Source organism: Sunxiuqinia sp. sy24, from assembly GCF_052677165.1.
In genome coordinates this window covers 135842-155454 of sequence record NZ_JBQYLH010000010.1, presented here as the reverse complement: position 1 = coordinate 155454, position 19613 = coordinate 135842, and the positions used below count along the sequence as shown (strand labels likewise).

Sequence of the window (19613 nt, the reverse complement as noted above, 5' to 3'; positions counted from 1 at the left end):
GCATAAGGATAAATGCGTATGGACATAAGAACAGATAAGTTACTTATTGATTTGATGAAGGGAGATGAAGCTGCTTTAACTAAACTAATGAACTGTTTCTCCAAGGAGCTCTATGTTTTCTCCTTAGGTATTGTGAGAAAAAAGGAGGTCGCCGAAGAAATTGTCAGTGATATCTTCATGAACCTATGGAATGAAAGGCAGCGTCTCGAGCACATTCAAGCTCTCCGTGGCTACCTGCATACGGCTGTTCGCAACAACTCATTGAACTATTTACGATCTAAAAAAAATCAGCCCCATCTAACACTTGATGAAATTGAATCTTTTCATCTGGAACCTTTAAAATGCCCGGAGACAATTCTGATAGGTCAGGAACAACTCGACCAAATTAACCAAGCCATTGCCAATTTACCTCCGAAGAATAAAATCGCCTTTACTCTGGCCAAAGTCAATGGATTGAAATATAAAGAAATTGCTGAGATTATGGATGTTTCGCCCCGGACCATTGAAAATCATATTGCCTCGGCATTGGAACGAATAGACAATACCATTGCAGAAGAAAAAAACAGGGAGCATCGGAATTTGGCTCGCGTAATTAGCGCCCTGATTTTGGCCTTCCTTCATTTTTTCTAAAAAAAATTGATCTCGTACTAGGGGATTCTTTCCGGAAATGCATCTAAATAAATAACAGCATAGAACTAGATTGAGTGAATACGAATACAAACAAATACCAAAAACTAGCAAACTTCCTGGCGGGACACCAAGCCCCCGAAGAGCTAGCTAAGCTAAAAAAGGATTTATCGACTGATCCTGACACGGCTGATCAATTAAACTTATTTGAGCAAGTCTGGCAACTGGAAGTAGGAGATCAAAAAATTTCCGAAAGAATTAAAGCCAAAACCAAACGTAAAATTTCCAGAAAATTCATCCTGCGCATCAACACCAATCTACTAGGATATGCTGCTGCCTTTTTATTCATATTTGGATTATCCTATGTCCTCTATTTCTGGGGGAAACACTACCCGTTAGAACATGTCGAATATGTCAGTACTACTGGTCAGGTAGAAAATTACAAATTGCCCGATGGATCGAATGTTTGGCTCAATTCGAAATCGAAAATGAGTTACACTCAACACCTATGGGGAGGCAACCGCCACGTATCTTTGGAAGGAGAAGCTTATTTCGAAGTGACATCCGATAAAAAGCATCCCTTCGTGGTTGAAACAACCGATGCGTTTGTGAAAGTTACCGGAACCCGATTTTCGGTGAGCGCTTATGCAGACGACTCATTTATCAACACCCGTCTCGAAGAGGGAGGTGTCACCTTCATTGACAAATACAACAACACCAACCACATACTTTTACCTAAGCAACGTGCTAGCCTCAATAAATCATCCAAAGCCCTGACCATCGTTTCAGAACCTAATATGAAAATCGGGTCTTGGCGAAATGGCGAATTAACCTTTTACGATGAATCATTAAGCAGTATCTGCCGGAAACTGGAGCGAAGATTTGATGTTAAAATCGAGTTTGCCGATCAGCAGCTTGAAGGGTTAAGGTATACGGCCGAATTTGAGCAGGAGAACCTGGCTCAAATTTTAAAGTTTATAGAACTGGCTAGCGCACTTGAAATTAAACAAACAGATAAAACCTATATTTTTTCACTTAAAAACAATGAATTGCCTATGAATTAAACTCCTAAATTAGAAAAATGGTAGTGCAGACCACATTCCCATTTTGGTTAATTTATATTAACATTTGTACAAAACTACTAACGAAAACAAACTTATGAAAAAACTCATTTACGTGAATTCCCTATTCACGAAAGGGATTGTTAAACTATCTTTGATTATGAGATTAGTTCTCATATTAACCTTGTTTTTCGAGCTCAACGCAAGGGCAGCAAGCTCCTCGGGTTCAAGTCAGCTCGAGCTTAACCTAAAGCAAGTTACTCTTAAGCAGCTATTTGAGTCTATAAAATCACAGAGTGATTTCCGCTTTGTTTACAACAATGATGTCATTAACGACCAAACCAAAGTGGATCTGATGCTAAATGACGCTTCTATCGAAGCGGCCTTGGATGAAGCACTGGAAGGTACTTCAATAGGCTACCAGATCATCGACAAGCAAGTCATTATCTTTAAGACAGAAAGCGAGTCGACTCAATCCATCCGGCAACAAGACAATACGCTCACTATCAGAGGTACGGTGACCGATGCCACAGGCGGTCCTCTTCCCGGAGCGAGTATCACAGTTTTGGGGACCACCAGAGGAGTAACCACCGACCTGGATGGAACCTTTACCATTGAAGCAAAACGAGGCGACAAGCTGATTTTTAGCTTTATTGGTATGGACAGCCAGATAGTCGATGTAAGCAACCAAACCAGAATCAATATTGAATTGAAAGAAAAATCTGAAGAGTTAGATGATGTAACCGTTGTTGCGTTTGCCAAGCAGAAGAAAGAAAGCGTGCTGGCCTCCATCGAAACCGTTTCGCCATCCGACCTGAAAGTCCCCTCCAGCAACCTGACCTCAGCGCTCGCCGGTCGCATGTCAGGGGTTATTTCCTATCAACGGAGTGGCGAACCAGGCCAAGACAACGCCCAGTTTTTCATCCGTGGGGTAACCACCTTTGGTTATAAGAAAGACCCACTGATTTTGATCGACGGCATCGAGCTTTCTACGACCGACTTGTCACGCCTTCACCCCGATGACATTGCTGCCTTTTCCATCATGAAAGATGCGACCGCCACAGCCCTGTATGGTGCCCGCGGAGCCAATGGTGTAATTCTGGTAACAACCAAAGAAGGAAAAGAAGGAAAAGCCAAAGTCAGTATACGCTTCGAAAACTCGCTCTCGCAAGCCACCCAGGATATTCAGTTTGCTGATCCAATAACTTACATGAAGCTTCACAACGAAGCCGTGCGTACACGCGACCCGCTTGGGTTTCTACCCTACTCACAAGAAAAAGTGGACAACACCATTGCAGGTGGCAACCCGATGGTTTATCCGCAAACCAACTGGCAAGACGAATTGCTGAAAGATTACACCATGAATAAACGCCTCAACTTCAACATGTCGGGTGGGGGAAAAGTAGCCCGCTATTATCTGGCAGGAGGTGTCACCCAAGACAACGGTATTCTGGATGTTGAAAAGAATAATGATTTCAACAGTAACATTAACCTCAAGCGCTATCTCATGCGCTCTAACGTTAATATCAACGTAACGCCTACCACCGAAGCCGTGGTGCGTATGCACGGAACCTTTGATGATTATCGTGGGCCAATTCAGGGAGGTAGCGAAATGTATAAAGCAATCGTCCGAAGCAACCCAGTTCTGTTTCCCGCGGTTTATAAGCCCGATGCAGCCCACATCAACACCAAACATGTTCTGTTTGGCAACTACGGAAATGCCAACTACATCAACCCTTATGCCGAACTGGTCAAAGGATACAAAGAATACAGCCAGTCGTTAATGCTGGCCCAGATTGAACTAAAACAAGATTTCAGCTTTGTAACCGAAGGGTTAGCAGCCCGCATCCTGGGGAATACCACCCGGAATGCGTATTTCGATGTAATCCGTTCCTATAACCCATTTTATTATTCGGTTTCGGATTACGACCCCCGTAAAGATATTTACGAGTTGTCCGTACTGAACGCCAATGAGGGGCGCTCATCCTTGGATTATCAGGAAGGCGAAAAGAAAGTTTCGTCAACCTTTTATACTGAAGCAGCCCTACAATACGACCGCACCTTCGCCGAGAAACATGGAGTAAGTGGCTTATTAGTTGGCATCATGCGGCAATCTCTCTCCGGTAACGAAGGTAGCTTACAAGCGTCTCTCCCCAGTCGGAACCTGGGACTCTCCGGACGTTTTACCTACTCGTTTGACTCCCGTTACTTTGGTGAATTTAACTTCGGATACAACGGCACCGAACGCTTTGCTAAAAAAGAACGTTTTGGATTCTTTCCTTCAGCTGGTGCTGCCTGGTATGTTTCCAACGAAGACTTTTGGCTGCCACTGGCAAAAACCATTACCAAGCTGAAACTGAAAGCCACCTACGGTATCGTTGGTAACGACCAGATTGGCGATAAAGACGATCGCTTTTTCTACCTGTCCAATGTTAATATCAGCGATAACACTAGAGGTTACCGATGGGGAACCGAAGGAGGGTACTCGATAAATGGGGTATCGATCTCGCGTTATGCCAACGACCAAATCACCTGGGAAACAGCCACAAAAACAAACATTGGTATTGAGCTGGGGCTATGGGATAAAATTGATATTCAAGCTGATATTTTCACCGAATACAGAACCAACATTCTTTGGGATCGACTCTCATTTGCAACCTTCGGGCTACAAGAAGCCACTAAGGCCAACGTAGGTGAAGCATCCAGCAAAGGTATCGACATTTCAGTCGACTACCAGGAAAACTTCAGCAATGGCATGTGGGTAACCGCCCGCGGAAACTTCACCTATGCAAGAGGAGTATTCGAAAAAGTAGAAGAACCCGACTACAGTGCTACTCCCTGGCGGTCAAAAGTAGGATATCCTATCAACCAACAATGGGGCTACATCGCCGAACGCTTGTTTGTTGATGACTGGGAAGTATTGAACTCTCCGGAACAAACTTTTGCCGGAAGCGTAGTTAGAGGTGGTGATATTAAATACCGTGATATTAATGGCGACGACAAAATAACCGAACTCGACATGGTACCTATTGGGCATCCAACTACTCCCGAAATCATTTATGGATTTGGTGTTTCTTCTGGTTATAAAAACTTTGACCTGTCCTTGTTCTTCCAGGGGTCAGCGCTTTCCTCCTTCTGGATTGATGCTGAAGCAACAGCGCCATTCGTGAATCACAGCTGGAATGGAGACCCATTTGCAGACTACGAAAAGAACAACGCGCTGCTGCAGGCCTACGCCGACAGCTACTGGAGTGAAGACAACCGTGACATTTATGCTCTTTGGCCACGTTTATCTGATTCTGCCGAACCAAACAATACCGCAAGAAGTACCTGGTTTATGCAAGATGGCTCATTCTTACGCTTAAAGTCAGCGGAAGTTGGTTATGCCCTTCCGGTTAAATTTACCCGGAAATTTGGCATGGAATACGCTCGCTTCTACCTGAGTGGAACCAATCTGCTCACATTCAGTAAATTCAAACTATGGGATCCTGAAATGGGTGGCAACGGATTAGGATACCCGGTTCAGCAAGTATTTAACCTGGGTGTACAAGTCTCATTCTAACAATTAAATGCGAAAGAAATGAAGAATTATAAATTTAATATACTTATCCTGCTGCTACTGTTGACAACCGGAAGTTGCAGCTACCTGGATGTTGTTCCTGATAACGTAGCAACCATCGATGATGCCTTTGTTGACGAAGCTTCAGCTGAACGATTCCTGGCAACCTGTTACAGCTACCTTCCCAACTACGGAGACCCTTGGGTAAACCCCGGAATTGGTTCAGGCGATGAGGTCTGGTTCAATGAAGAGATTGTTGGAAGCTCCTTTAACTCGGCTTTGATTGCCCGTGGCTTGCAAAATTCTACCGACCCGCAACTAAACTTTTGGGGTGGAAGACAACGTGGAAAAAACCTCTATGTAGGCATCCGCGATTGTAATATCTTTCTTGAAAATATTGACCAAGCCTCAGATCTTACTGATTTTAAGAAGAAAAGATGGGTAGCTGAAGTCAAATTCCTGAAGGCTTATTATCATTTCTGGTTATTCAAATCGTATGGGCCAATCCCCATTATCCGCGAGAACTTGCCCATTTACACTGAAACCAAAGATGTAAAAGTGTATCGCGATCCCGTAGACGATGTGGTTGATTACATCGTGGAGCTGATTGATGAGGCTGTAGTAGATCTACCATTGATTGTTGATTCCGAAATTCTGGAATTAGGACGGATTACCAAACCCATAGCCTTAGCCATAAAAGCACGGGTATTGTCAACCGCTGCAAGTCCACTATTCAACGGAAATCCCGATTTTGCATCGGTTGTTGACAATCGTGGAACAGCTCTTTTCAGCACAACTTATGATGCCGCAAAATGGCAAAAAGCAGCCGATGCAGCCAAAGAGGCCATCGAGGTGTGTCAAGAAGCCAATTACTCCTTGCTAACGGATTATGAAACGCGGACAGACATTTCTGATACGCTGAAACGCGAGGCCATCATCCGGTCTATCGTAACCGATCGGGGTACGCCCGAAGTCATTTGGGGAGCAACCCACTTCACCTTTGCTCAAAACTACCAACGCATGATGGTTCCCCTGCTCATTCAGGTTACTTCGTCCAACCCGGTGAGCCAGTTCTACGCTTCCACCCTCCGCATGGCTGAACTTTTCTACAGCCGCAATGGTGTGCCAATTGATGAAGATTTGGAATACGACTATGAAAACCGTTACGAACTTCGAACGGCTAAAACCGAAGAAAGTGACTTTGTCCGTTCAGGCGAGCAAACAGCCGTATTACACTTCGACCGCGAAGCCCGCTTTTATGCCAGCATCGCCTTCGACCGTGGAACCTACTTTCTGGATCCGACCTATTACTATGTTCAGACTCGGGCTGGCGAACTAGCCACCAAACGAAACCAAGGAGAGTTTTCGGCTACTGGCTATTTCGTAAAAAAACTCATCAACCCCAATAATGCACTGAACACCAACACCATGCTGGCGTATTACGAATTCCCATTTCCTATTATTCGTTTGGGAGACCTTTACCTGCTCTATGCCGAAGCATTGAACGAAGTTAAATCAGCTCCCGATCAGGAAGTATATGAATACGTTGATTTAATTCGGGAAAGAGCTGGACTGGAAGGCGTTGTTGAGAGCTGGAATCAATATTCTTCAGAACCTCAAAAACCGACAAAACAGGAAGGTATGCGGGAAATTATCCAGCATGAACGTTTAATTGAATTGGCATTTGAAGGGCAGCGTTTCTGGGATTTACGCCGTTGGAAAAAAGCGGAAGAAATGATGAACAAACCCATTCAGGGTTGGAACATTGGCGGAAAAGGACTTGAATTTTACAATGTCACAACCGTTTTTACTCCAAGCTTCAGTTTTAAAGATTATCTGTGGCCCATCCGGGAATACGAGCGGATTCAAAATCCAAACCTGGTTCAGAACCCAGGCTGGTAGGCAGTTAAATTTCAACTTAAAAGAATTATGAAGATGAAAAAGATATTATTCTTAATTGCAATCGTAGGAGCACTGGCAGTGATGACTGGATGTGAGGAAGATGTGAGAGGCCCTTTGTTCTCCGATGAAGGAATTCCTGGTCCAATCAGTTCTCCGGAAGTAGAAAACCTGCCTGGAGCTGCAATCATAACCTATACGCCTCCAACCGATAAAGACTTGCTTTACGTCAAAGCGGAGTACACCTTGGACAATGGCAAACAAGTAGTTACTAAAAGCTCCAATTTTCTGGGCTTCATCCGGGTTGAAGGATTTGGAAGCGCCCAGGAACAGACCATTACACTATCAGCTGTTGACCGAAGCGAAAATGTTTCGTCTCCGGTTCAGGTAAAGATCAATCCGCTAACGCCAGATGTTCATTCCGTGCAACAATCCGTGGAGATGATTCCTGACTTTGGTGGCGTTCAGTTCAGGTGGGAAAACCCGAACAATGCTGCTTTAGCCTACATCATCCTGGCCGAAGACTCTACCAGTGAGCTGGTCCCAGTTGAGACAGTTTATTCGGGTGTTTCCGATGGTAACTACACCATCCGTGGGTTTGAACCCGAAGAACGTGAATTTGCCATGATCCTGCGTGACCGTTGGGATAACTTTTCTGATACAACAAAGATCACCGTTACCCCATTGTTCGAGCAAAAACTGGATAAAACTAAGTTCAACAAAGTGGTTCTGGACGGAGATAACGACATGGCTGCCTGGGAGGGACGTTACGAATATGCCTTCGATGATCTGCCCAACACCTTCAACCATACCTGGGCTGGCGATGGATGGCCTCAACTATTTACCGTTGATTTGGGTGTGGTGGCCAAGTTGAGTCGTGTTAATGTTTTGCAGCGTCAAACATTCTTCTATGCCCACGGGAACCCCCGTCTGCTGGAAGTTTGGGGAATCAAAGAAACTCCAAACCCTGACGGCAGCTTCGACAACTGGGTTAAACTGAAAGACTGTGTGGCCCGACGCCCCACCCTTGAAGGAGGAACAGCCGCTGAAGACCAGGAACATTTTGAGAATGGAGATGAATATTCATTTACCCTGGATGATCCTGAAGTGCGTTACATCCGATTTGTGGTGAACGAGACCTGGGGCTTAACCGGATTCACTCACTTTGCTGAAATCACTTTTTACGGACAGGTAGTTGAAGAACTTTAAACAAAAAAAGCATGAAAAATATAGCTAATCTATTACTATACATTTTTTGCGGGATCGTCATTCTCTCTTCCTGTGAAAAGATGGATGACATCCACAGCGATTTTCTGAAAGATGGGGATATTATCTATGCCCCAAAACCGTTGATGACACAATCATTTGGTGGTAAAAACCGGATAAAACTGAAATACTACTTGGTAAATGCCGTCAATGTCAGCAAGTGTATTGTTGAGTGGGATGAAGGTAACTCATCACAATCACTGGATATCACTCCAAAGCTTCCTATAGATTCGTTGGAAATTACCATCGATGGATTGGAAGAGAAATCTTACATCTTTAACATTTACACGGTCGACACGCACGGAAACCGCTCTGTAAAAGAGCAAATCACCGGCTCAGCCTACGGCACCAAATTTGTCGGTGGACTAAACAATCGCCCTCTTCTTGGATTCGATGGCGGCGGTACGGTCGATTCTATTGTCGTTAGCTGGGCGACACCAGCGGAAGGGAATACTGGCGTAGAGTTAGTATACAACAACCGCGCTGGCGAGCCCGTCACTAAAATGGTACTACCCGAAGAAGATGAAATCGTTATTCGTGACTGGGAGTCAGAAGGACAAATGAGCTACCGGTCTTTTTATGTACCAGAGCCGATGGCAATCGACACGTTCTCCTCAGAAGCCGAGCAAGTTGTGATGCCTCTCTACATTGAATTTAAAGGCGTACCCGTTGACAAAACCAACTGGACCATTGTTGATCTATCGGGAGAAGAGCCTGCTGAAGCCCAATGGGGGCCCGAAATTCAGGGTTTGGCAGCCGCAGCCATCGACAATGATCCTGCGACCTTCTGGCATTCTCCTTGGGATCAGGAACAACCGGATCATCCCCATCACTTTACCATCGACCTTGGCGCTGTGGTTAAAATGAACGCCTTCGAGTTAACCAAAAGGCAGAATAAAAACGACTGTATGAAACGCTTCACAGTAGAAGTAAGTATGGATAACACAACGTTCACCAGCCTCGGAACCTTTACCTACGAACAAGCCAGTGCCAGCCAGCGTTACCAAACCAACAGTTTGCCGTTGGCACGCTACATTCGTTATACCGCCATTGAAGCTTACGAAGATAAAAACTACACCCACCTGGCTGAATTTAGCATAGAAGGGATCGTAGCTGGTCAAATCGACCGTAGCGACTGGGCCGTTACTGATCTATCGACAGAAGAGCCTGCTGAAGGTGGTAATCCCAATGGATTGGCTATCGCAGCGCTGGATGGTGATTTAGGCACTTACTGGCATACCCAGTGGAGTGGTGGAAGTCCTGGCTATCCACACTTCTTTGTCGTTGATATGAAAGAGCAAGTAAAGATTCTTGCTGTAGAATGCTTCAGAAGACAAGGCGATGACCGAGGACAAACCAAGTATAAGATTCACACAAGTGATGACGGTATAAACTTTGAAGAACAGGGAACCTTTGACTTTGATAACACCAGCGATGCAGGACAGGTCGTTTCCCTCTCCTTCATGCCCGAAGCACGGTACTTTAAATACGAAGCCATTGAAGGACCAAATAACTATGCCTTCCTCTCTGAACTCTACGTTTATGGAACCACAGAACCATAAATAAACATTCAAATAATGAGTTTTATAAAGACCGGAAGACCCCTTTAAGTCTTCCGGTCTTTTATTAATCAGTAAGGCCCTAATCTAAAAAAGCACACCTTGAACCGCACAAAAATCATCATTCTTTGCCTATGCCTGCTAACAGGCATATCTGCTTTCAGCCAGCTAAACAGTGATTTTCATTCACACCTCCCGCTGGTCATTATTAATACCAATGGGCAACAAATTGTAGATGATCCCAAAATCATGGCCAACCTAAAAATTATCTTCAAAGAGGATGGTTCTCCAAACTACCTGACAGATGAACCAACAGATTACAACGGACTGGTTGGGATCGAAATCAGAGGAAAATCATCTGCGTCCTACCCCCAAACACCTTACTTGTTTGAAACCCGCAATGCCGATGGCAGCAACAACAATGTGCCTTTACTGGGCATGCCCGCCGAAAACGACTGGTGCCTCCTTTCCTTCTACAACGATAAATCGCTGGTGCGAAACACCCTGTCCTTTGAGACATTCCGCCAAATGGGACACTACGCCCCCCGAACCAGACATTGCGAACTTATTCTGAACAATCAATATCGCGGCATTTATTTGCTAACCGAAAAGATAAAACAAGACAAAAACCGAGTGGATGTTGCCAAACTCAGACCTGAGGATAATGAAGGCGACGAACTAACCGGAGGTTACATTTTTAAAATCGACTATTTCGAAGATGGAGACAGCTGGACTTCAGCCTATTCTCCCATCGATCACCCGGACTTCAACGTTCACTTTGTCTACCACGATCCCGCCGCAAAAGATCTGACATCACAACAAAAAAATTACATCAAAAATTATATCTTTTCATTTGAGGCTGCTTTATACAGCAACTATTTCAATAGTGAGCAAAATGGCTATTCGGCATACCTAGGCAAACAATCCTTCATCGACTATTTTCTCATCAGCGAAGTCTCCCGTAATAATGACGGATTCAAAAAAAGTCGGTATTTCTACAAAGAAAAAAACGGTAGCCTATTTGCTGGACCTGTATGGGATTTCGACTGGGCCTGGAAAAACATCAACGAATGTGCAATATTTAAAGCAACCGATGGATCTGGTTGGGCTTACCAGATCAACGACTGCAACCCCTGGGTCAAATCCCCCGGATGGATGATACGTCTATTCCAGGATGCTCAATTTGCCAATGCAACCAACTGCAACTATTTCAGCTATCGCGAATCTATCCTGAAAGAATCAGCGCTTTTCGCCATCATCGACTCAGTATACAAGCTAGTGGAACCGGCACAAAGTCGTCATTTCAATCAGTGGAAAATACTAGGGATCAATGTCGGCGCTCCGGAAGTTGATGCACAACCAAGCACTTACCAAGGTGAGGTTCAAAAATTAAAAAACTGGATATCAACCCGCTTAAACTGGCTCGACGACAACATGATTGGAGATTGCTACCCCACTGCTGTCGTTCCTGATTTAGCGGATCTCGAACTAAAAGTTTATCCCAACCCTGCCATGCACTACCTGACCGTAGCCAGCAATACTCCAATAGAGCAGATCATGCTTTACGACTCCCACGGAACGATGATCAAAACTCTAACACCTTTCGGCAATCAGCAAACCCTTGACCTTTCCACCATCGCAAATGGCCTCATCTTGCTAAAAATTCAGATGGCCAACGGCGAACAACGCACTGAAAAAGTGATGGTAAACCACTAATTGTTCCCTTCAGGAAGAAAGACGCGAATGCTTAAAATTAAACACCGGAAGCTCTTCGAATGTGAAGATAAAAAAGAGCCGGAGGCATTCATTCTCAAAACATTTAAAGATTGTTATATGTTTTTTTAGAGGAATTCTTAATTTTGCAGGCAATTATTCTGAAAAAAGGAGTGCTGACGATGGAAAAGTTATTGGTCCAGGAGATGTTGGATGAGAAGGGTTTTATTGATGAAAAGATTGATCCTAAGCTGAATTTGGTAACCGAAATTAAGCGGCTGAAAAAAGAAAAGAATGCTGTTATTCTGAGCCATTTTTATGTGGATGGAGACCTGCAGGACATTGCCGACTTTGTTGGCGACAGCCTACAGTTAGCGCAAGCGGCAGCCCAAACCGAAGCCGACATAATTGTCTTCGTTGGCGTGCACTTCATGGCCGAAACCGCCAAGATCATCAACCCATCAAAAAAAGTAATTCTGCCAGATCTTAAGGCTGGATGCTCACTGGCTGAATCGGCACCCGCAGATAAGTTTGCCGAGTTTAAAAAGCAATATCCCGACCATCAGGTCATCTCCTACATCAACTGCACCGCAGATCTGAAAACGATGACTGACGTGGTTTGCACCTCGTCTAATGCAGAGAAAATTGTCAACAGCTTCCCGAAAGATGCCAAGCTTATTTTTGCCCCCGACAAAAACCTGGGCAACTACATCAACAGCATCACAGGCCGAGAAATGGTGCTTTGGGACGGCGCTTGCATGGTTCATGAGAAATATTCGGTTGAAAAAATTATCCAGCTGATGGATGAGCATAAGGACGCTGAATTCATTGCTCATCCTGAATGCGAAAAACAAGTGCTGTTGCTGGCCCAACACATTGGGTCAACCAGTTCGTTACTGGATTACGTGCAAACAAATGAAGCTCAAAAGTTTATCGTGGCTACCGAAAGTGGTATTCTTCACCAAATGAAGAAAGCTTGCCCTGACAAAATTTTCATTCCTGCTCCGTCGAACGACTCAACCTGTGCTTGCAACGACTGCTCCTATATGAAACTGAACAGCTTACAAAAGCTGTACATCTGCATGAAACATGAGCAACCCGAGGTACAACTTTCAGACGAGGTAATTGAAAAAGCCAAAGTTCCGATTGTTCGCATGCTTGAAATTTCAAAATAATAAACCCGCACAATCTGATTAAAGCTCATTCATGCGCTTCAGTTTTAATTGTCGGTCAAATTCTGAAATGACATAAGAAAGCCTTGCGCGAAGGCCTCAACACGTCATGTCACCCACTCTGAAATTGAAAAAAAACTGCGAACAGCCCGTCAATATTAACTTGTGAACAGGTAGGTGTTAATTAATATCGAAGAGAACAGATCAATTAGCTTGTGTGGATTTCCTATCTTCGTACCAATCAAAAGAACTTTGTATGCCCTACCGCAGGTTGCCAAATACGGACCAAGCACGGATGAAAGCCATAGAAATGGCCCTTGAAAAAGGAAAGCGAACTGCCTATAGCGAACTAGCTTTCAGCCAGCTAACGCTGGATAAAATTCAAACACTATATCCCAACTTATCCAATTGCGTCCGGCAACTTCAGGCAACCAAGCAAGTTCAGTTTGACCGCGCCAACGAATATGGTAACATCTTCAAAAAGGCTAAGTTGTACTTATCCCACTTCGTTCAGGTTCTCAACTTCGCCATTCAGCGTGAAGAAATGAAACCTGCCGTTCGTGAGTTCTACGGACTCCGTCCAAACGCTTTTGATGTTCCGCCACTCAACCTGGAGAAAGATGTTTTAGCTTGGGGCGAAAGGATTATTCAAGGCGAACAAAAACGATGTATGCAAGGCGGAAGTGCTATTTACAGTCCATCGATTGCTTTGGTAAAAGTTCACTACGAGAATTTCAAAGATGCCTTTCACCACCAAAAGATCTTGCAAAATAACACTGACCGAGCGTCTATGAAAATGCAGGATGTACGCGAGCAGGCAGACACGATGATCCAACAACTTTGGAACGAAATAGAAGCTCGCTTTGAGGGACAGCCCGACGAAGTTCGGCGCGAAAAAGCTGCGCAGTATGGTGTGGTGTATGTCTATCGTCAGTCGGAACTGAAACGCATGGAAGCAGAAAAACTGCAAATCAACCTCAACTTCAACTAAACGGAATTCGATTTTAAACTCCATTGAAAGTCCCTACCTGGCACTTTTCAGTTAAAAAATGTCTTTCCTGCAGCTATAGAAGTAGTTGGAATACCATTCTGGCTCATATTGATCTGATGGCCTTCGCTTCGGGTCCCCTTTTCTGCAGCAGATAGACCAGCGCGACGGTTACTGCTAAACTTACGATAGCCAGCACGGCTGATGTGCTCAACGAATCGCCGTACGCATTCAGCGACTCCATGGTTTTGCTCCCCGTCTTCTCTGCATGCAAGGCCAAAACCCCCAAAGCATTATTCATAAAGTGAGCCAGAACAGGCAGCCAAATGGAGCCTGAATAAACCAGCAAATAACCAAACAGAGCACCTAATACCAACCGAGGGAAAAACCCAAAAAACTGCATGTGCAAGGTGCTAAACAAAAAAGCAGAAATCCAGATTCCCCAATGTATATTGCGGGTCATCTTTATCAGAATCTTCTGAATCACTCCTCGAAAGAGCAACTCTTCGCCAATGGCCGGAATCACGGCAATCATAAACAAATTAAACAGCAGCCCCCAAGTCGTTTCCACCGCAATAAAGCGAGCAATCAGGTCGGCCGCACTGTCTTCCATACTCCGCATCCAGCTTTCCACACCCTCCAAAAATTCCGGCAGATGCATATTCTGGTTCAATTCGCCCAAATACCCCACCCAAGGGCCGGCCACCAGCACGGCAAGCAAACCAAGCAACAGATTACCTGTCCTCACTTTCTGATCCAGTGTCAGATAGCGCCACACATTCCCCTCGAACAACCAGGCTAAAATAAATGGAGGCAGCACAAAAAGCCCGATAGACTGCACCACCTGAAAGTATTTCAACAAGACAATGGTATTCGGATCGGAAGGATCAGCTCCCGAAAGGCTGTTTATCATCTCAGTAAGTCCAACCACCGGAACAGCAGCAGCAACGGACATCGAAAAGACAACCAAAAAGGAAACCAGAATAACAAATGCCGAGAAAACTAACTGCGAGCCGGGCTTCATTCCCCGAAATGTGGTAAAGGCCATAATCAAATTTTTAAGTGCCCTAAAGATAGGTCGCCCACGGCAAAAAAAAAACCGCAAAAAAGAATCGTAAAACTCCACCCCCTCCAGCCCTCTTTCGGGTCATCTTCAAGCACAAGACTCGCAACTCCACACTTCTTTATATATCTTTGTATCCTAAAAATTTCAGAAACGTGAAGATTGAATCGATTGATTTAGGGGAAATGCCGCTGTTTTTAGCGCCGATGGAAGATGTGACTTACAAGTCGTTTCGATACATGTGTAAAAAATTTGGCGCCGATGTGATGTACACGGAGTTTGTATCGTCAGAAGCACTGATTCGGGATATTGCCAAAACAAAGCAAAAGATGCACCTTTTCGATTTCGATCGGCCAGTAGCTATCCAAATCTATGGTTACGATATTGATTCGATGGTGGGTGCCGCCAAAGCCGTGGAAGAGTTTCAGCCCGATTTTATTGACATCAACTATGGCTGTCCCATGAAAAAGATTGTCAGAAAAGGAGCTGGCGCCGGTTTGCTGCAAGATTTAGAGAAAATGCAGCAGATGACAGCAGAGATCGTCAAAGCTGTTTCGCTACCCGTAACCGCCAAAACCCGCCTCGGATGGGATGACGATTCCAAAGTCATTGTGGAAGCTGCTGAACGACTTCAGGATGCAGGAGTAGCTGCGTTGGCCATTCACGGTCGAACCCGCAAGCAAATGTATACCGGGAAAGCCGACTGGAGCATGATTGCCGAAGTGAAAAACAATCCTCGAATGCACATCCCCATTATTGGTAATGGCGACATCAACGGCCCTGAAAAAGCGATGGAATTCCTACAGCAAAGTGGTGTCGATGGCTTAATGATTGGCCGCGGCTCCATCGGACGCCCCTGGATTTTCAATGAAATCAAACATTACCTGAAAACCGGCGAGGTACTCCCTCCGCCAAACGTAAGCGAGGTGGTTCAAAACTTACGCGATCAGCTTCAGCTATCGCTCGACTGGAAAGCCAACGAACGCTCGGCCATTTTAATGATGCGACGACACTTTGCCAAGTATTTCCCGGGCATCCCCGATTTTCGCCCATACCGAATCCAACTCCTTCAGGCTGTCGAGATGGAAGAAGTACAGCGCATCCTCGACGAAATTATTGAACACTATGGCGAGCTAAAGGTTGATTATACAAACATGAGTTTGAAATGAATCCGCACGATTATAAGCAATTCTATAGTGAGCAATCCTTTAAACGGAAATTGCAACAATTCGGCAAGACGGCTGGCTTGCAAGTCGCTTATTCGGCACTGCTCCTCTTTTTTTTAATGAAAGAACCCTCTGTTTCAATCAAGGCCAAAGTCACCATTGCCGCTGCTCTTGGCTATTTCATATTACCAACCGATGCCATTCCCGATCTGGCTCCGCTGGTTGGATTTAGCGACGACCTGGGTGTTTTAATCTTTGCCCTTTCCCAAATCAGCAGCAACATCACCCCCCAGGTTCAGGACAAAGCCAAAAGTCAACTACGCTCCTGGTTTTGCGAGTTTGATGAAGCCAAGCTTGACGAAATCCATTCCAAAATATTTTAAAGCGACCAATCAAATAATCATTCTGTCCTTTAATCCTTTAACCCCTTTTAGCAATTCTTGGCACTGTTTTTGATTTTCCAGAAACAGCAAACAATTATAAGCCTTGGAGTCATGAAACGAACCATGCTGATATTGCTTTTGGGAATTGCATCCTTTTTCCTGAATCCAGAAACAACACAGGCTCAGGTTACTGTTGAACACAAACCGAGTCCACCGGAGTTTAAACTGCCATTACCTGAAAAACCGGGGTCTGATTATCAACTCATCCCGGGACATTGGATCTGGCATCGTCCTTCAAAAATGTATGCTTGGGTAGGCCCACACTGGGTACCCACCGTGGAAAACCGGCAATGGAATCCGGGACATTGGCAAAAACAGAAAAAAGGATGGAAGTGGATCCCCGGAAAATGGGAAAAGATTAAAAAGAGAAAGTATTTTTTCAACTAATAAAATCGTTTTTTTTCATACTTGTTTGTTAAGTGTTTTTGGGTCAAAGGCCGGGTTGTTCCGGCCTTTTTTTAAGCTTCAACCCTTTCGTTCGCCGCAACTTTATTACTTTTGTGATTCTAAACAAATACCATGGAATTACTTTCCCCCTTTGACCTTAGTCCCTTACAATGGAGTTTAATGGCTGTGTGCGGCATGCTCATCGGCATGTCGAAAGTTGGGGTGCCCGGTGTATCCATGATCGTGGTTCCCATTCTCGCCTTCATCTTTGGAGGGAAACAATCAACCGGTGTTTTATTGCCTATTCTGATGATGGCCGATTTGTTTGGCGTTGGCTATTACCGTCGGCATGCGCAATGGAACTACCTGGTTAAAATCCTCCCCTGGGCTTTTATAGGAGTTGCCCTGGCCTTGTGGGTGGGCGAAATTGTCAACGACGAGCAATTTAAAGACCTTATTGCCATTCTGGTCTTTCTTTGCATTGGACTGATGCTATGGAAAGACCGGCGGAAAGAGAAAAACGTTCTCCCCGACAGCTGGTGGTTTGCGGCTTCCATGGGTGTACTGGGTGGATTTGCCACCATGATTGGCAATGTGGCCGGCCCCATTTTTGCCATCTACCTGCTGGCCATGCATCTGCCTAAAAACAATTTTATCGGCACCTCGGCCTGGTTTTTTCTTATCCTGAATTTCTGCAAATTCCCCTTGCACCTGTTTATTTGGAAAACCATTAGCTGGCCCAGCCTGCAAATGGACCTGATGACTTTACCGGCCATTGCGCTGGGGGCATTTCTCGGCATTTGGCTGGTTCGGATTATTCCTGAAAAAACCTATCGAACAGCCGTTATCGTTCTTACTGCAATCTCAGCATTTTTACTATTGATATGAAACAGCTTCAGCATTTTTTCAAAGACAAAACCGTCCACCAGATCCTTGACGTCGGATGCGGATCGGGTGATTTCATCAAAGTTCTTCGCGACACCTTCGATGAGCACACGCAAATCACGGGCATCGACCCGGGTGAACAATGGCTGAAAGAAGCACGCGCCCGTTTCCCTCAGGAAAACATCAACTTCAGCTGCATGAGTGGCGAAACGCTCGACTTTGAGGATGCTTCTTTTGATGTCGTTTCCCTGTCGAATGCGCTGCATCATTTAAAAGACCTGGAGCAAACGCTCTGCGAGATGAAACGCGTGCTTAAACCCGGCGGATGGATCATCATTAACGAGGTTGCGAATGGTGATTTGACGGAAGCGCAGGAAAACCAAAAAATGTTACATCATTTTAAGTCGTTCGTCGATCGCCTGCACGGAATTTCCCATCGCCAAACATGGAAACCGGAGGAGATTTTAGCAATCATTGAGCATAACAAGCTAAGCGTTATCGATTCATTTGAACACCTAAAAATGAAAAAGGTCAACGTTGAACCCCATTTTCTGGATGAGAAATACTGGCAGATGGAAAGCCTCCAGGAAGAGTTGCAGGGACGGCCTGAGTATGATCAAACCAAAGACCAGCTCCCTGTTTTCAAGGAACGACTGGAGCAGTATGGCTTTCAAACAGCGCCACAATTATTGGTGCTTGCCCAAGCAAAAAACGGCTGATTCCGGACAAAACTCATCCCCACGCCATTGGTCTGAATCTTCAATTATTTTGTACTTTCGGAAAAGCAAAACCTAAAACAAAATAAAATCATGACTTATTTAGCAAACGATTCGCGTTACAAAACCATGACCTACAACCGATGCGGACGATCCGGACTAATGCTTCCGGCAATCTCGCTGGGTTTGTGGCATAACTTCGGCGGAGTCGATGTCCTTGAAAACGGACGGACCATCCTGCGCCATGCCTTTGACAAAGGCATCACCCATTTCGACCTGGCCAATAATTACGGGCCTCCTTACGGTTCGGCAGAGGAGAATTTTGGAAAGATAATGAAACAAGACCTCCGACCTTACCGCGACGAGCTGGTGATTTCGACCAAAGCAGGCTACGACATGTGGCCCGGCCCTTATGGCAACTGGGGAAGCCGCAAATATTTGCTGTCGAGCCTCGACCAAAGTCTGAAACGCATGGGCCTAGATTATGTCGATATCTTTTATTCGCATCGCCCCGACCCGGAAACACCACTGGAAGAAACCATGATGGCACTCGACCAGGCTGTACGCCAAGGGAAAGCTTTGTATGTGGGTATCTCCAATTACCCAGCTGAACGAACCCGGGAAGCAGCGCAAATATTGCGCGAACTGGGAACGCCTTGTCTGATTCATCAACCCAAATACTCCATGTTTGAGCGATGGGTAGAAGGTGAACTGCTGGACGTACTGGAGGAAGAAGGCATTGGCTGCATTCCGTTTTCACCCTTGGCGCAAGGCTTGCTAACCAACAAATACCTGAAAGGCATTCCGGAGGGATCGCGGGCTGCAAAATCCTGGGGATTCCTGAAAGCTGATCAGGTAGAACCAGCCATTGACAAAGTAAAGCAGTTGAATGAAATAGCCCTTCTGCGTGGACAAACGTTGGCGCAAATGGCGCTGGCCTGGATCATGAAAGATCAGCGCATTACTTCGGTCTTGATTGGCGCCAGCTCGGTTAAGCAGCTGGATGATAACCTAGCCATGCTCGACTACCTGCACTTCTCGCAAAATGAGCTGCAACAAATTGAAGCAATTTTGAACGATTAAAACCAAGGAAAGCACAAAAGCCGGTT

Annotated in this window: 16 protein-coding genes; 15 read left to right on the top strand and 1 reads right to left on the bottom strand. The window is 45.2% G+C overall.

Annotated features, from left to right (window positions below; all coding sequences use genetic code 11):
* The first annotated feature begins 18 nt into the window (after positions 1-18).
* From ACUNWA_RS10695 to ACUNWA_RS10655, 9 genes are all read left to right on the top strand, one after another.
* Entirely contained in the window at positions 19-630 is a 612-nt protein-coding gene (locus ACUNWA_RS10695) for an RNA polymerase sigma factor (protein ID WP_445591900.1), read from the top strand.
* Between the two features lie 74 nt (positions 631-704).
* Positions 705-1691, top strand: coding sequence for a FecR family protein (locus ACUNWA_RS10690; RefSeq protein ID WP_445591899.1), 987 nt, complete (start codon positions 705-707; stop codon positions 1689-1691).
* Positions 1692-1848: 157 nt separating this feature from the next.
* Entirely contained in the window at positions 1849-5250 is a 3402-nt protein-coding gene (locus ACUNWA_RS10685; RefSeq protein WP_445591898.1) for a TonB-dependent receptor, read from the top strand.
* A gap of 18 nt (positions 5251-5268) precedes the next feature.
* The gene (locus ACUNWA_RS10680) at positions 5269-7149 is read left to right on the top strand and encodes a RagB/SusD family nutrient uptake outer membrane protein (RefSeq protein WP_445591897.1); all 1881 of its coding nucleotides are present in this window, start codon (positions 5269-5271) and stop codon (positions 7147-7149) included.
* A 33-nt stretch (positions 7150-7182) separates the two neighbouring features.
* Positions 7183-8355, top strand: coding sequence for a DUF4959 domain-containing protein (locus ACUNWA_RS10675; protein ID WP_445591896.1), 1173 nt, complete (start codon positions 7183-7185; stop codon positions 8353-8355).
* 11 nt (positions 8356-8366) lie between these two features.
* Complete coding sequence (locus tag ACUNWA_RS10670) at positions 8367-9974, top strand: DUF4998 domain-containing protein (protein WP_445591895.1); 1608 nt, start codon at positions 8367-8369, stop codon at positions 9972-9974.
* Positions 9975-10073: 99 nt separating this feature from the next.
* Positions 10074-11687: a CotH kinase family protein gene (locus ACUNWA_RS10665; protein WP_445591894.1), complete on the top strand. Its 1614-nt coding sequence runs from the start codon at positions 10074-10076 to the stop codon at positions 11685-11687.
* A gap of 179 nt (positions 11688-11866) precedes the next feature.
* Positions 11867-12859 (top strand): quinolinate synthase NadA, encoded by a 993-nt coding sequence (gene nadA / locus ACUNWA_RS10660; protein ID WP_445591893.1) that lies wholly within the window; start codon positions 11867-11869, stop codon positions 12857-12859.
* 253 nt (positions 12860-13112) lie between these two features.
* Positions 13113-13847, top strand: coding sequence for a hypothetical protein (locus ACUNWA_RS10655; protein WP_445591892.1), 735 nt, complete (start codon positions 13113-13115; stop codon positions 13845-13847).
* Between the two features lie 103 nt (positions 13848-13950).
* Here ACUNWA_RS10655 and ACUNWA_RS10650 read toward each other — a convergent pair whose 3' ends face one another.
* Complete coding sequence (locus ACUNWA_RS10650; protein WP_445591891.1) at positions 13951-14892, bottom strand: lysostaphin resistance A-like protein; 942 nt, start codon at positions 14890-14892, stop codon at positions 13951-13953.
* Positions 14893-15062: 170 nt separating this feature from the next.
* Here ACUNWA_RS10650 and dusB point away from each other — a divergent pair, with 170 nt between their 5' ends.
* From dusB to mgrA, 6 genes are all read left to right on the top strand, one after another.
* Positions 15063-16076 carry a tRNA dihydrouridine synthase DusB gene (gene dusB / locus ACUNWA_RS10645; RefSeq protein WP_445591890.1) on the top strand — a complete coding sequence of 338 codons (1014 nt, stop codon included), beginning with the start codon at positions 15063-15065 and terminating at the stop codon, positions 16074-16076.
* A complete protein-coding gene (locus ACUNWA_RS10640; protein WP_445591889.1) occupies positions 16073-16456 on the top strand; it encodes a YkvA family protein in 384 nt (127 codons plus the stop codon). The genes dusB and ACUNWA_RS10640 overlap by 4 nt, the downstream gene beginning before the upstream one ends.
* Before the next feature lie 111 nt (positions 16457-16567).
* Positions 16568-16903 carry a hypothetical protein gene (locus ACUNWA_RS10635; protein ID WP_445591888.1) on the top strand — a complete coding sequence of 112 codons (336 nt, stop codon included), beginning with the start codon at positions 16568-16570 and terminating at the stop codon, positions 16901-16903.
* Positions 16904-17035: 132 nt separating this feature from the next.
* Positions 17036-17791, top strand: a complete 756-nt coding sequence (locus ACUNWA_RS10630) for a sulfite exporter TauE/SafE family protein (protein ID WP_445591887.1) — start codon at positions 17036-17038, stop codon at positions 17789-17791.
* Complete coding sequence (locus tag ACUNWA_RS10625) at positions 17788-18507, top strand: class I SAM-dependent methyltransferase (RefSeq protein WP_445591886.1); 720 nt, start codon at positions 17788-17790, stop codon at positions 18505-18507. Before ACUNWA_RS10630 ends, ACUNWA_RS10625 begins: the two co-directional genes overlap by 4 nt.
* Before the next feature lie 90 nt (positions 18508-18597).
* Entirely contained in the window at positions 18598-19587 is a 990-nt protein-coding gene (mgrA, locus tag ACUNWA_RS10620) for an L-glyceraldehyde 3-phosphate reductase (RefSeq protein ID WP_445591885.1), read from the top strand.
* Positions 19588-19613: the final 26 nt, after the last annotated feature.

Coding starts and splice junctions, on each gene's coding strand:
- ACUNWA_RS10695 (WP_445591900.1), top strand. CDS start 19: ATGGACATAAGAACAGATAAGTTACTTATTGATTTGATGAAGGGAGAT.
- ACUNWA_RS10685 (WP_445591898.1), top strand. CDS start 1,849: ATGAGATTAGTTCTCATATTAACCTTGTTTTTCGAGCTCAACGCAAGG.
- ACUNWA_RS10680 (WP_445591897.1), top strand. CDS start 5,269: ATGAAGAATTATAAATTTAATATACTTATCCTGCTGCTACTGTTGACA.
- ACUNWA_RS10675 (WP_445591896.1), top strand. CDS start 7,183: ATGAAAAAGATATTATTCTTAATTGCAATCGTAGGAGCACTGGCAGTG.
- ACUNWA_RS10670 (WP_445591895.1), top strand. CDS start 8,367: ATGAAAAATATAGCTAATCTATTACTATACATTTTTTGCGGGATCGTC.
- nadA (WP_445591893.1), top strand. CDS start 11,867: ATGGAAAAGTTATTGGTCCAGGAGATGTTGGATGAGAAGGGTTTTATT.
- ACUNWA_RS10655 (WP_445591892.1), top strand. CDS start 13,113: ATGCCCTACCGCAGGTTGCCAAATACGGACCAAGCACGGATGAAAGCC.
- ACUNWA_RS10650 (WP_445591891.1), bottom strand. CDS start 14,892: ATGGCCTTTACCACATTTCGGGGAATGAAGCCCGGCTCGCAGTTAGTT.
- ACUNWA_RS10640 (WP_445591889.1), top strand. CDS start 16,073: ATGAATCCGCACGATTATAAGCAATTCTATAGTGAGCAATCCTTTAAA.
- ACUNWA_RS10635 (WP_445591888.1), top strand. CDS start 16,568: ATGAAACGAACCATGCTGATATTGCTTTTGGGAATTGCATCCTTTTTC.
- ACUNWA_RS10630 (WP_445591887.1), top strand. CDS start 17,036: ATGGAATTACTTTCCCCCTTTGACCTTAGTCCCTTACAATGGAGTTTA.
- ACUNWA_RS10625 (WP_445591886.1), top strand. CDS start 17,788: ATGAAACAGCTTCAGCATTTTTTCAAAGACAAAACCGTCCACCAGATC.
- mgrA (WP_445591885.1), top strand. CDS start 18,598: ATGACTTATTTAGCAAACGATTCGCGTTACAAAACCATGACCTACAAC.